Source organism: Arthrobacter sp. KNU-44, assembly GCF_051843155.1.
GTDB lineage: Bacteria > Actinomycetota > Actinomycetes > Actinomycetales > Micrococcaceae > Arthrobacter.
This window is the reverse complement of the sequence record NZ_JBPXNG010000002.1, coordinates 3,749,363-3,761,270: the sequence shown is the minus strand read 5'-3', so window position 1 is coordinate 3,761,270 and position 11,908 is coordinate 3,749,363. Positions and strand designations below refer to the sequence as shown.

Here is an 11,908-nt window from a genome sequence, read left to right as displayed (position 1 = left end):
GAACTACGGGGCCCCTTTTCCGGAGCAGCCTCATCCCAAAGGACTAGCTCTTAGAAGCTGTGCCGTGGAACTGCGCGCTGATACTGCGGAGCCCAATCCAAGGGAAAGCCGAGTTCAAAAGCCGCGCGAAGCCACCAGTGCGGATCGCGGAGGGCTGCCCGTGCCATGAATACGCCATCGGCTTGGCCCGTGGCCACCGTGTGTTCGGCCTGTCCTGAGGATGTCAGGAAGCCGACTGCACCGGTGGGAACCCCTGCTTCGCGCCGGATCTGTTCCGAGAATCCCGTCTGGTATCCAGGACCCGCCTTGATCCGCTGGTGGGCCACTGCGCCTCCGCTGGAGACGTCCACCAAGTCCACGCCGTGCTCGGCCGCCGCCCGCGCAAGGCGCACGGAGGCGTCAATGTCTACGCCACCCTCGGCCCAATCACTGGCGGATATCCGCAGCAGCAACGGCATCGAATCGGGGATGACCGCACGGACGGCGTCGATGACCTCAAGCATCAAGCGGTTTCGTGCGGCCTCGCTGCCTCCCCAGGAATCGTCGCGCTTGTTGATCAAGGGACTTTGGAATTCGTGCAGGAGGTAGCCATGCGCGCCGTGGATCTCCACCGTGTCGAACCCGGCGTCGACGGCCCGTGAGGCTGCCGCCGCGAAATCCGAAATCACGGCATAAATGTCCTCATCGCTCATTGCAAGCGGACTTGCAAGGCCGGCAAACGCCTCGTTACCCGGCCCCCGGGCCACCCACCCGCCGTCGGACTCCGCGACGGATCCGCTCTCTTCGGCGAACGGCCAGTAGGTGGAAGCCTTGCGGCCGGCGTGCGCCAGTTGGACGCCGATCTTGCCGCCCACGGCACTGTTGCGGTGGACGAAGTCCACAATCCGCTCCCAGGCGGCCGCCTGCTCGTCCGTGTACAGTCCAGCGTCGCGCGGACTGATCCGCCCCTCGGGGCTGACGGCCGCCGCTTCGGTGAGGATGAGCGCGGCGCCGCCCGTGGCAAACGCGCCAAGATGCACCAGGTGCCAATCGTTGGGTACGCCGCCCCCGCCGTCGGGCGAGCAGCTGTACTGGCACATCGGGGAAACCCAGCCACGATGCGGGACCGTCAAGGAGCGCAATTGAAGCGGGCTGAACAACGCCGGTTGCGTCATTAGAAGAGGACCCGCGCCAGACCTTGCCGGGCCTTGGCGACACGCTGGTCCGAAATGCCGACGACGTCGAACAGTTCCAGCAGGCGCACACGCGCCGCCTCACGCTCGGGACCGAAGTTGCGGCCAATGAACGCGATGATGCGGTTGAACGCGTCCTCGATGTGTCCACCCGAGATGTCGAGGTCGGCCACCGTGAGCTGTACTTCGATGTTGTCCGGCTCCTCCGCCGCCCGCTGACGCATGGCTCCGGCTTCCGTTGCCGTCAGGAGCTCGAGCCTGCCCATCAGTTCCACTTGGGCGAGTCCGGCCTTCGCCTCGGCATCAGCCGGTTTCTCAGCGAGCGCCTGGCGGTAGGCGGTGGCCGCAGCGGCGTAATCTCCGGCTTCAATGGCATCGAAGGCTGCCTGGTGCAGCGGAGGCAAAGGACGGGCTTCCGCACCCGCGGCGCCCGCGCCGATGCTGCCTGTCACTCCGTTGGCTTCGGCCACCTTGAGGAGTTCGTCGATGAGGGCACGGATTTCCTGGTCCGACGCGGGCCCCTCGAAGAGCGGCACGGGCTGGCCCTTCAAGACCGCGACGGCGGTGGGGATGGCCTGGACCTGGAATGCCTGCGCAAGCTGCGGGAACGCGTCAACATCCGCCGCAGCCAGCACGACTTTGCCGGCGTAACCTTCGACGACAGCTTCGAGGCTGTGGAGGAGGGTCGAAGCCTCCAGGGACCGGTTGGACCACAAAAGGAAAAGGACGGGAATCTTCGCGGACAGCTGGACGAGATCCTGGAAGTTGGCCTCGCTGGCATCTACGCGAAGGGGCTGGCTGCCTCCGGGGCTCCCGCCGGACGCCGCCGGGGCACCACTCGGTGCCGCCGGCGCAGGGCGCCGCAATGCAGAGAGGTCGACGGCGCCGCGCAGGTTGAGCTGGCTGGCAGCGGCTGGAGAGACGGGACGGGATCCTGGCGAACTCATACCGTCCACTCTAGCCGCTGCGCCAACAGCATTTGCCTACTGGAAGCTGGCCCCCACCAGACCGCGGACCGCGGCAACGAGCTTCATGGGAGCAGTCGAGCCTGCCGGTGGAACGTAAATGGCTACCGACTCCGAGAAGGTCTGCACGAGGCCGACTTTCGTGGAATCCCCGCCCGCGAGCACTGCCGCGGCTTTGTCCACGGTCAGGGTGTCGCCATCCGACTTGGGCTTGCTGGTGAAATCGAAGTTCAGCTTTCCCACGACCACGGCGCCGCCGTCGGACGTCCGGAACACAGCCGTATCCGTCGGAGAGGGCGTGTGCGTGAAGGTGAAATTGCCGTTGGTGCCGGACTTGACGGTGCTCGCCTGGTAGTCAAGGACATCGGCAATGTAGGGCGAGTTGGTGCCTTCCACGAGCTTGTCCTTGAACGCCGAATCGGCCTTCGTCAAGCGATCGCCCAGGGCTGCCATCGCCTCGGTCCCGCTGTACTGCAGCCCGGGCTTGTCTCCGGCCGCCAACTGCGCGGTTCCGCCCAAGGGAATCGCCGGGAAGGACGTTCCCGGCTGAAGCGGGGAAGTGCTCTTCAGCTTGTAGTTCTCCCGCGGCGAGGCCTGCACGAGGGTCAGGACCTGGGGAACCACGTTGCCATCGCCCTGGGTCAGGGCGATCACTGTGCGCGGCCAGGTTCGCTGGGTGGAGATGACGCTGCCCAGCAGTTTGCTGGACCGGACGGGCATCCGCGCCTCGTGCGTGGCGACCTGGGACCGGATCTTATAGTTCTGTGTGCGCACCTGCAGCTCCGTGCCGTCAACCCTGGGAGCGAGTTTGGAGGCATCACGAGCGGCATCCCCGGCAGCCACGGCGCCGGCGACCTGGTCCAGGATGCGCTTGAGCTGAGCGTCCACCAAGACGGGGACGTTCTGCGCACCGGCGGTCCCCGCGGGGCTCGCCGTCGCGGATCCGGACGGTGCCGCGGATCCGGAGGGAGACGGAGTCTCGGCCGCCTGGGCGCTTGCCGCGGTGCCACCGACGAGGGCGGTCACAACAGCTGCAGCTACAAGTGAAATACGAAGTGCGGGACCACCGCTTGTGCCTTTGTTGGTCTCCTCGGCAGGTGCGTCCTCGCCGATGATTTCCTTGCCGGTTTCCCTGGCGGTGTCTTCGCCGGCGGTCTCCGGAACAGTTTCCGTGTTCCCACCGCCCCGCGGACCGTTCGGGCGGGAGCCCCGACCCCTGGTGAACTTGCTGACGAACGGCAACGCCGCACCCGCGACGATGAGGATCGCGCCAATGACGATAAGCGGGACCGCCCACGGCATAGTGGCATCGTTGGCGAAAGTTATGGAGACCGACGACGGCGCCGGCTTGGTTCCGTCGCTAGCCAGGAGGAGGGACCAGTTGCCACTCGCGGGAGGGGTAAAGGTGTAGTCCAGCTGTCCGTTGGCGTTCTCCGTTTGCACCCACAGGTCCGATCCGGCAGGCGACGGAGAGCTTGCTTCGCCGTCGGTGCCGGCAACCTGGAGGGACTTGCCGTCCTCGGAGACACCGGTGATGCTGTTGTGCGCGGTCTTGCCTACCCACGCATCGACGTCATCCGGACGTCCGACAGCCAACACGAACTTGCCATCGCCCTTGATGCTGATTTGTCTGGGACCGCCCTTGTGGGTCAACACATCTTGGGTTATCACGGTCAGCGGAGCGGCTTTGGAGTCGCCGGGGGCGGACGCGGTTACGGTCTCGGCCGGGGCCCAAAAGGTCAGCTGGCCAATGCCGGCCAACAGTGTCAGCAGGCCAAGCAGCACCAGCGAAACTGCAGTCTTCAAGCGCACAGGAATACCAATCATCAGCGGTCGTTGAACTTCAAGGGTAACGGTTTTGTTACCAAGGAGTCAGTTCGGGGCCCTCCCGAAGGGCTTCCCGCCGCATGGCTCACCCTCTAGAATTCGCCGATTCCGGCCTGCTGATAGTGTGGCGAACAACATGACATCGGGCGATCCTGGAGCCTGACCGCGGAACGAAAAGGCAGCTGAAGAACGTGAAAGAGCGCATGGATCCCACTCCCGCCGGACAAGAACCGGGGACCAGCCCGGATGGCTTGGGTGATGGGTCTGCCCGGGACGGCAAAGATCATGGTGAGGGACTGATGGCCTCCTTCGTGCGCCGCCTCCGCCAGCCCATTCCCGGAGCCCAACCGCGGGTCCGTTTCGAAATGCCTCCCGAACTTGAGCACGATGCAACAACCGAGCCCGCCCAGGATGAATCCGACGGTGCGCGCTTCGGTTCCCCCGGCCCCAGGATGTCCGCGCAACACCCCCTGTACGTCGGCTTCATGGGCACGGCCGGCGTCGGCGTCGCCCTCATGCTGTATTACATCGGCACCAGTACCGTCCAACTGTTGTTGTGGATCGTTACGGCCCTGTTCATTGCCTTGGGACTTGACCCCGTGGTCCGTGGGCTTGAGGAGCGCAAGGTGCCGCGCCCTGCCGGCGTCGTCATCGCCGTCGGGGTCCTCGTTGCTGGAGTAGCGGCGTTTTTCGCCACCCTGATCCCCACCATCGTCGAACAGGTCTCGCAGATTGTGCGGCAGGCTCCGGACTGGATCCGGGGTTTCGTGGATTCGGATTTCTTCCGCTCCCTCGACAGCCAATTCGGCGTCCGCGACAAGATCAGCCAGGAGCTCGACAAGTTCGTCAAGAACCCCGACGCCATGGGCGGTATCTTCGGCGGCGTCGTCGGTTTCGGATCCACGGTGGCCAACGGGGTCTTCGGAACGCTGATCGTCCTGGTCCTCAGCCTCTACTTCCTCGGCGCCCTGCCTGCCATGAAGAGATGGGGATACCGGCTCGCACCACGGTCACGCAGGCCCCGGGTGGAAGCGCTGTCCGAGGAGATCACACGCTCGGTGGGCAATTATGTGATCGGCCAGGTTTGTGTCGCCTTGCTCAACGCGTTGTTCGCGTTCATCGTCATGAGCATCCTGGGCATTCCGTTCAGCGTCCTGCTGGCTTTCGTGGTTGCCCTGCTTGCGTTCATCCCCTTGGTGGGAGGCTTGATTGCCGCTGTGGTGGTCATCCTGGTAGCCCTGACCGCCGGTTGGCAGACCGCCGTGATCTACGCCATCTGCTACTTCGCTTATCTGCAGTTCGAGGCCTACTTCATCTCGCCGCGCATCATGCAGAAGGCCGTTGCCGTTCCGGGTGCTGTTGCCGTGATCTCGGTGATCGCGGGCGGCAGCCTACTGGGCGTACTCGGCGCCTTGATCGCCATCCCGACGGCGGCAGCCATCATGCTGCTGATCAAGGAAGTCTTCATCGTCCGGCAGGACCGCCACTGAGCGGTGACTGTCAGGCGGTGACTGTTAAGCCGTAACCATTTAGGCAGTGGCCACTGGGCCTGTCCATTGGCGCGGAAGGCCGTCGGGTCCTGCACCGGCTTCCGTCACGTCGTCCACGATCTGGTCCAAGACCCGGGCCGCGTACTTCTCACCGACCCACAGGTGCTTCGCGCCGTCGATCCCCAAGACCCGGGCCTGAGGCACCAGGCTGAATCGCGCGGCGGCCTCGGCCGGCTGAAGATAGTCGTCGTGTTCCGGAACCAGGACCGTCAGCGGCTTCCCCGAAGCAGCCCATTCCTTCAAGTGCACATCCGTGGCACGGTGGAGCGGCGGGGACAGGAGGACGGCACCCTCCACGTGGGAAGCCACAGGCTCCACGGCACCGTACATCAAGGCCAGCTCGGTGCCGAAAGACCAGCCCACCAGCCAGCGATTAGGAAGACCGCGTTCCACCGCGAAGCGAACAGCGGCCTCGACGTCGTACCGCTCACCGATTCCTTCGTCGAACTGCCCCTGGCTGGTACCCCGGGGCGAATGCGTTCCGCGCGTGTTGAAGCGCAGCACCGCGATGCCGGCGAGTGCCGGAAGCCGATAGGACGCCTTCCGGTAGACGTGCGAATCCATGAAGCCACCGTGCGTAGGCAGGGGGTGCAGCGTAATAAGGGTCGCCGAGATCTCGCCCGATTCCGGCAGTGCCAGCTCACCCACAAGCAACTTGCCGTCTTCGGTGCGGAACTCCACGTTTTCGCGGTGCGCCGGCAAAACCGTGGATGCCCTGATGTCCGTGGCAGACTCCGGCTGGCTGAAAACGAGGGAAGCGGGATCGAAACTCATGTGTCCAAGCTTAAGTGGTTAGCGGTACCGGTACGTTCGGCCCGTCCAGCAGTTGTTGTGCCAGTGGCGCCGTTCCGCCAACCCTGCGGCATCACCGAAGAGGTGCGTCTCGGACCACACCACCAAATGGGCGATTCCGGGCACGATGGCCATCGAACAACCAGGACATATATAGGTCTTCTCGGCATTCCGTGCGGTCATGGTCCGGACCATCCAGTCGCCGTCGGGGGCACTTTCCCTGCGGGCAATGCCCGAACGGGCACGTTCCAGATCCAGTTCCGGCGACTCGCCTGTCCGTTTCCAGCTTGCCTTGGCTGATTCGGTGCGTCGGGGGCGGTTGGAGCGGGGCATGACTCCATTCTGCCCCAGTCGCTAGTTGCGCGCGGCAGGGGTGGCGGCAGAGGAAGTAAAGTGGAGCGGGTGCGACTCGTCATAGCCCGTTGTTCCGTAGATTACGTTGGCCGCCTCAAGGCCCACCTCCCGCTTGCCACCCGGCTTTTGCTCGTCAAATCCGATGGTTCCGTGCTGGTCCACTCCGACGGCGGCTCCTACAAGCCGCTCAACTGGATGAGCCCGCCCGCTACCTTGCGGGTGACCACGCCGGAGGAAACCGAGGTCGAAGAAGGCGTGGTGGAGCAGTGGACAGTGCAGTCGGCAAAGACCGATGACCGGCTCATCATCAACATCTACGAGCACCTCCATGACACGTCCCACGACCTCGGAACTGACCCGGGGCTCATCAAGGACGGCGTCGAAGCCGATCTGCAGCGACTGCTAGCCGAGCAGATCGAAACCCTTGGAGCAGGCTATTCGCTCATCCGGCGCGAGTACTTCACTGCCATCGGTCCGGTGGACATCCTCGCCCGCGACGGCCACGGCAGGACAGTCGCCGTCGAACTCAAACGGCGCGGCGACATCGACGGCGTCGAGCAGCTCACGCGCTACCTTGAACTACTCAACCGCGATCCACTGCTGGCCCCGGTGCGGGGCATTTTCGCCGCGCAGCAGATCAAGCCGCAGGCGAAGGTCCTTGCCAACGACCGCGGAATCGACTGCATCACCCTGGACTATGACGCGATGCGCGGCGTAGACGACAGCGAGTCGCGCTTGTTCTAGCGGTCCTGGCCGTCATCCCGGATAAACCGGGTCAGGCGCGCGCCCCGGCAACTAGAATCAAAACATGACTGTCCCAGACCGGCCTGTAACTTTTTCTGCGCCTGTGCGCCACTTGATTACCGGAACCATCGTCAGCGACGGCGTGGTGATCGAAGATGGCCTGGTGGCGGTGGAGGACGACCGCATCGCCTTCGCCGGGCCGGCCGCCGAATTCCACGAAGCAGCCTTCGAAGGGTTCGAGGAAACTCCCCGGACCGATTTCCCTGCTGAGCGGTACATCGTTCCCGGATTCGTGGATGTGCACTGCCATGGAGGCAACGGAGGCGATTTCCCCGGAGCCGATGAATCCTCGGCACGCAAGGCCATCGATTTCCTGCACCGCTCCGGGACCACCACCCTCCTCGCCAGCATGGTCACCGCACCCCGGGAGGACCTGCTCCGCGGCATCGAGCTGTTCGTACGTTTGGCCGATGAAGGACTCGTCGCGGGAATCCACCTTGAGGGGCCTTTCCTCTCCCATGCCCGCTGCGGCGCGCAGAACCCTGCCTATCTGCTGGATCCGGACCTGGACCTCATGACCGAGCTGGTTGAAGCCGCTGCCGGCAAGCTGGCCACCATGACCTACGCCCCCGAGCTTCCCGGCGCCGCGGCACTCGTGGACTTGATGACGTTCCACGGAGTGACGCCTTCTCTCGGCCACACGGATTGCGATGACGCGACGGCGGCCGCCTCCCTCACTGCGGCGCGGGAGGGCTTGGAATCCGCTGGTTTCGACGGCGTCAGCTCCTTGCCGACTGTCACTCACTTGTTCAATGGCATGCCTCCTATGCACCACCGCTCCCCCGGCCCCGTGGCGGCCTCCCTTCGCACGGCCCAGGAGGGCAAGGCCGTGGTGGAACTGATAGCGGACGGCACCCACCTTGACCCGAGCACCGTCGCAACCGTTTTTCAGCTGGTAGGCGCCGCAAACGTCGTCCTTGTGACCGATTCAATGGCGGCGGCGGGACTCTCCGACGGAAACTACATGCTGGGCCCCTCGCCAGTGACCGTGACGGACGGCGTCGCTACTTTGGATGCGACGGGATCGATCGCCGGTGGCACTGCCACCATGCTCGACGTCGTCAGGCGCACCGTTGCGGCCGGTGTCGGGCTCGCCGACGCGGTTGCCTCGGCGACGGCGGTTCCCGCCGCGGTCCTGGGGCTCTCCGATGAACTCGGCGGCCTCCGCCGGGGCCTGCGGGCCGATCTCGTCGTCGTCGACAAAGAGCTTCAACTCGCGGGTGTATTGCGCAATGGGGATTGGCTGGCGTAGGGGGATTGGCCGAATTTGCAGGCTCCCAATGGCGCATCCAGTGGCGGGCGCGCTTTCTTCCGTTACCTTCTTTTTACTTAAAATTTGTCGGAATTCCCCAGCAGACCGTTGACCTCCAGTTTCCGCCATGAAAGTGTTGTAGCAGTCTTTGTGTAGGTGTGATTCATGCTCGCAAGACGTGTTGCGAGCGTGAAGCTCCTGCGAAGCCAACCAAGCCTTGCTTGGACGGACAACCAGGTCTTCTCGCGGAGTAACCAAGGCCGGCACGCGGTGTGCCGGACTTAATAGTTCCACAATGAGGAGAAACAAAAATGGCACTGGGCACCGTCAAGTGGTTCAACGCTGAAAAGGGCTTCGGCTTCATTACTCCGGACGACGCTGAAGGCGACGTCTTTGTCCACTACTCCGAGATCCAGACCGGCGGATTCCGCACCCTCGACGAGAACCAGCGTGTTCAGTTCGAGATCGGTCAGGGCGCAAAGGGCCCGCAGGCCACCGGCGTAACCGCCGTCTAGTTTGACTGCTTGAATTCTGCCTGGCAGATTCAGGGGAGGGGTTCCGCACAGGTTGCGGGACCCCTTTTCCGTTCCCAACTAACTCGCAGTTGTTGTCGTTATGGCGTCTCAAAACGACAACAAATGCGAGTCAGTTGGGGTTTCAGGCAACGAGGGTGCGGAGAAGCCTCGCTGTTTGCCGGACGGACAGCCCCGGCAAGTACGCCCTGCTTAGCGCGGCGCCGATCGCGGGAATCTCCAGGCTGTCTTGGTAATACATATACAAAGTCCTGTACTCCGGCTGGAACTTCGATTTGAAGCGGGCCAAAGAGCGGAATCCGTAAACAGGCTCCAAGGTCCTGCCAACGAGGTCGAGAATGCCCTCCAAGCCGGCTTCCCCGCCGGAGAATTCCTCGGTCTCCCCGGCCAAAGGCGAGCCCGAGAGAGAAATGACCTCCACTCCCTGTCTCAACTCGTAGACCGCCGAGGCAATCATGAATTCCATGATGCCGGGGAAGGCGTCGCTGCGCCGGCGCATGAAGTCCAGTGTCCAACTGATCACTTGGCCGTCACGGAACACCGGAAGCCAGCTGGTGACACCGTAGACAAACCCTTTGCTGTCGACAGCTATGCAGCAAAGCACTTCACCGTCCATCAGCTCGTCGAGGGAACCCAAGGTAAAGCCCATTTCAGGAACCTTTTTCCTGGCGGCCCACTCTTCCGACACTTCGCCGAGTTGGGAGCGGATGTGTTGCGGGAACTCCGAATAGCGCCCCCACCGGGCTTCAATCCCGGCCTTCAGTGCGCGGTTCCTGGCTGTACGGACGTTTTGCCACGCTTTGCCGGTGAACTCAAGGTCGCGGATGGATAGCCGGGTTTCCTGGGCAACCGCAATTCGGCGAAATCCCGTGGATTGCAGCATCGGCCACAATTCCTCAGTGCAGGAATAGAGGCACGGCACCAATGCATGGTGTGCGCAGTAGTCCAGGAATCCCTCGGTCGCGGCAGTGGCTTGCGCGGGATCACCGAACGGACCGGCAAGGGTCAATGCGACGTTTCCGTGCTGCTGGTAGGCAACACCGGCATCCATTCCGGGAGTGAACCAGAACTTGTTCGGCTCCCATAACGCCATCCAGGACAGGGACTCCCCGCCGCGCTTGACCAAATTCCTGGCCGCCAAGCGAGCCGGATCGTCACCGCCGGGGCCGTGCTGCCGTTTGAGAAGGAGCGTCCACACTGCGCCCATGGCCACAAGCCAGAAGATGATCCCCGACCACGCGAACAATATCGACTCGGCAGCGCTTCGCTCTGCGAACACGCGGCCGAAAGCCGTGGGAATGGGCAAGGGAAGATACTGTCGGGCGAGTTCGGCGATGAGGCCCAGGATGCCGCCGTCGTGCGCCAAACCGCCCGAGCCGAGCCACGCCCCGGTGTAGCCACTCGCCAAAATGAGCCACGTACCACCAACCAGCCAGGCCATCTTCCGGCGGAGCGGCGCCCTCGATCCCACCACAAAGTTGCCCCTGAACAGGAAAAGCAGAACCGCCAGGACCAGAGGAACCAGGGCGAGGGTCAGGATGTGGAACACCGCGGAGCCGATGACGACGGTACGGCCCCGTCCTGGAAAATGCGGAATGCTGGCAAACAGCACCAGGTAGGCAAGGGACAGCGCCACCACGCCAAGTTGCACGCCGATGGCGATTTTCAGGGCCAAGCGCCTTCCTTGGCGCATGCCCACCGCGCAGATCAGGAGAAGCAAGGCGGGTACCACCGCGAGGGCGACGCCGGCGGGCCCGGGATAGCCCTGGCGTCCAAGTTGAAGGCAGTTGATGTCCACGGTTCCACCGCAGTTCGCCTGCAATTGGTTGAGCGTGGGAACAGGGTTCAGGACCATTTCGCGCAGCAACGCCAGCGGCCCCGCGGGGCTCCTCACCGCACCCGCCACTAAGGGCCCGACGCCGAAAATCGCCACCATGAGGGACAGCAGGTTTCGCGTTTCACGCCTGGTCGCCCAGTGGCTCGGTTGAATGCCGTGGTCGAGCTGGAGCCACAGTCCGGCCCCCAGACCGAGCACCGCACCGGTCAGGGCCATCACAGCCGAGGGGTCGCCAACGTACAGGACCAAGAGAAGCGCCACGGACACGACAGTCGCCCTCAGGCGCCGACGCCACAGAGTCGGTAGAAGGCCACTGGCTGCCATCGAGACGAAGAGGGTCGCCGGAAGGGGCCCGGAGGTCCTGGCATCCATCATCCGTCCCAGCCAGCCGTCGTCGGCATAGGCTGCCAACTGGACCACCAGCAAAAAGGCCGTGACCGTGGCAAACTGCCCGCCAAAGAAGCCCGCCGCTGTGCGGAACCACCCCAGCTTGCGCTCTGAAGAACCCAACAACACGACCAACAACAATGAGCTCATGACGTAGTCGAGAGGGTTGGCGGCAAAAAACATCGAGGTCCAGATGGACCACCAGTCCCCCGACTTCAATCCTCCGCCGCTCACGCTCGAAAGATGCCGCAACACGTCAGGGCCGTACCCGAGATCGGAGTCGAAGATCGCCGGAGTGAGAAGGTAAAGCGCGAGCACAATCACCGTGAAGGGGATCGCGCCAATATGGGCAGCCACGTTGCCCAGGATGGCCCGGGCAAGGGCTGCCACCATCTTCCGGGCCGGCCTGGCATCTTCGGGGTCAGCCTGGTCCTT

At 63.9% G+C, this 11,908-nt stretch carries 10 protein-coding genes; 4 read left to right on the top strand and 6 right to left on the bottom strand.

Annotated features, from left to right (window positions below):
• Positions 1-50: 50 nt before the first annotated feature.
• The 3 genes from ACSVHC_RS18640 to ACSVHC_RS18630 are packed head-to-tail and all read right to left on the bottom strand — an operon-like array spanning position 51 to position 3,964.
• Complete coding sequence (locus ACSVHC_RS18640; protein ID WP_437770749.1) at positions 51-1,154, bottom strand: NADH:flavin oxidoreductase/NADH oxidase; 1,104 nt, start codon at positions 1,152-1,154, stop codon at positions 51-53.
• Complete coding sequence (locus ACSVHC_RS18635) at positions 1,154-2,119, bottom strand: co-chaperone YbbN (protein WP_437770750.1); 966 nt, start codon at positions 2,117-2,119, stop codon at positions 1,154-1,156. The genes ACSVHC_RS18640 and ACSVHC_RS18635 overlap by 1 nt, the downstream gene beginning before the upstream one ends.
• Positions 2,120-2,155: 36 nt before the next feature.
• Positions 2,156-3,964, bottom strand: a complete 1,809-nt coding sequence (locus ACSVHC_RS18630) for a hypothetical protein (protein WP_437770751.1) — start codon at positions 3,962-3,964, stop codon at positions 2,156-2,158.
• A 299-nt stretch (positions 3,965-4,263) separates the two neighbouring features.
• On the opposite strand from ACSVHC_RS18630, the gene ACSVHC_RS18625 reads away from it, so the two are divergent.
• The gene (locus ACSVHC_RS18625; protein WP_437774058.1) at positions 4,264-5,454 is read left to right on the top strand and encodes an AI-2E family transporter; all 1,191 of its coding nucleotides are present in this window, start codon (positions 4,264-4,266) and stop codon (positions 5,452-5,454) included.
• A gap of 39 nt (positions 5,455-5,493) precedes the next feature.
• Here the strand turns inward: ACSVHC_RS18625 and ACSVHC_RS18620 are convergent, their stop codons facing one another.
• Both ACSVHC_RS18620 and ACSVHC_RS18615 read right to left on the bottom strand, forming a co-directional pair.
• Complete coding sequence (locus ACSVHC_RS18620) at positions 5,494-6,288, bottom strand: alpha/beta hydrolase (protein WP_437770752.1); 795 nt, start codon at positions 6,286-6,288, stop codon at positions 5,494-5,496.
• An 18-nt stretch (positions 6,289-6,306) separates the two neighbouring features.
• Entirely contained in the window at positions 6,307-6,639 is a 333-nt protein-coding gene (locus tag ACSVHC_RS18615) for an ATP/GTP-binding protein (protein ID WP_236811708.1), read from the bottom strand.
• Between the two features lie 69 nt (positions 6,640-6,708).
• Here ACSVHC_RS18615 and nucS point away from each other — a divergent pair, with 69 nt between their 5' ends.
• The 3 genes from nucS to ACSVHC_RS18600 all read left to right on the top strand — a co-directional run bounded on the left by nucS (position 6,709) and on the right by ACSVHC_RS18600 (position 9,231).
• Entirely contained in the window at positions 6,709-7,404 is a 696-nt protein-coding gene (nucS, locus tag ACSVHC_RS18610; RefSeq protein ID WP_439181197.1) for an endonuclease NucS, read from the top strand.
• 64 nt (positions 7,405-7,468) lie between these two features.
• Positions 7,469-8,716, top strand: a complete 1,248-nt coding sequence (gene nagA, locus ACSVHC_RS18605) for an N-acetylglucosamine-6-phosphate deacetylase (RefSeq protein ID WP_437770754.1) — start codon at positions 7,469-7,471, stop codon at positions 8,714-8,716.
• 311 nt (positions 8,717-9,027) lie between these two features.
• Entirely contained in the window at positions 9,028-9,231 is a 204-nt protein-coding gene (locus ACSVHC_RS18600; RefSeq protein WP_028264741.1) for a cold-shock protein, read from the top strand.
• Positions 9,232-9,373: 142 nt separating this feature from the next.
• Here the strand turns inward: ACSVHC_RS18600 and ACSVHC_RS18595 are convergent, their stop codons facing one another.
• A complete protein-coding gene (locus ACSVHC_RS18595) occupies positions 9,374-11,866 on the bottom strand; it encodes a bifunctional lysylphosphatidylglycerol flippase/synthetase MprF (RefSeq protein WP_437774059.1) in 2,493 nt (830 codons plus the stop codon).
• Positions 11,867-11,908: the final 42 nt, after the last annotated feature.

Bases quoted from the DNA above. Each gene is read 5' to 3' on its own strand.
- ACSVHC_RS18640 (WP_437770749.1), bottom strand. From the start codon at position 1,154: ATGACGCAACCGGCGTTGTTCAGCCCGCTTCAATTGCGCTCCTTGACG.
- ACSVHC_RS18635 (WP_437770750.1), bottom strand. From the start codon at position 2,119: ATGAGTTCGCCAGGATCCCGTCCCGTCTCTCCAGCCGCTGCCAGCCAG.
- ACSVHC_RS18630 (WP_437770751.1), bottom strand. From the start codon at position 3,964: ATGATTGGTATTCCTGTGCGCTTGAAGACTGCAGTTTCGCTGGTGCTG.
- ACSVHC_RS18625 (WP_437774058.1), top strand. From the start codon at position 4,264: ATGGCCTCCTTCGTGCGCCGCCTCCGCCAGCCCATTCCCGGAGCCCAA.
- ACSVHC_RS18620 (WP_437770752.1), bottom strand. From the start codon at position 6,288: ATGAGTTTCGATCCCGCTTCCCTCGTTTTCAGCCAGCCGGAGTCTGCC.
- ACSVHC_RS18615 (WP_236811708.1), bottom strand. From the start codon at position 6,639: ATGCCCCGCTCCAACCGCCCCCGACGCACCGAATCAGCCAAGGCAAGC.
- nagA (WP_437770754.1), top strand. From the start codon at position 7,469: ATGACTGTCCCAGACCGGCCTGTAACTTTTTCTGCGCCTGTGCGCCAC.
- ACSVHC_RS18600 (WP_028264741.1), top strand. From the start codon at position 9,028: ATGGCACTGGGCACCGTCAAGTGGTTCAACGCTGAAAAGGGCTTCGGC.
- ACSVHC_RS18595 (WP_437774059.1), bottom strand. From the start codon at position 11,866: ATGGTGGCAGCCCTTGCCCGGGCCATCCTGGGCAACGTGGCTGCCCAT.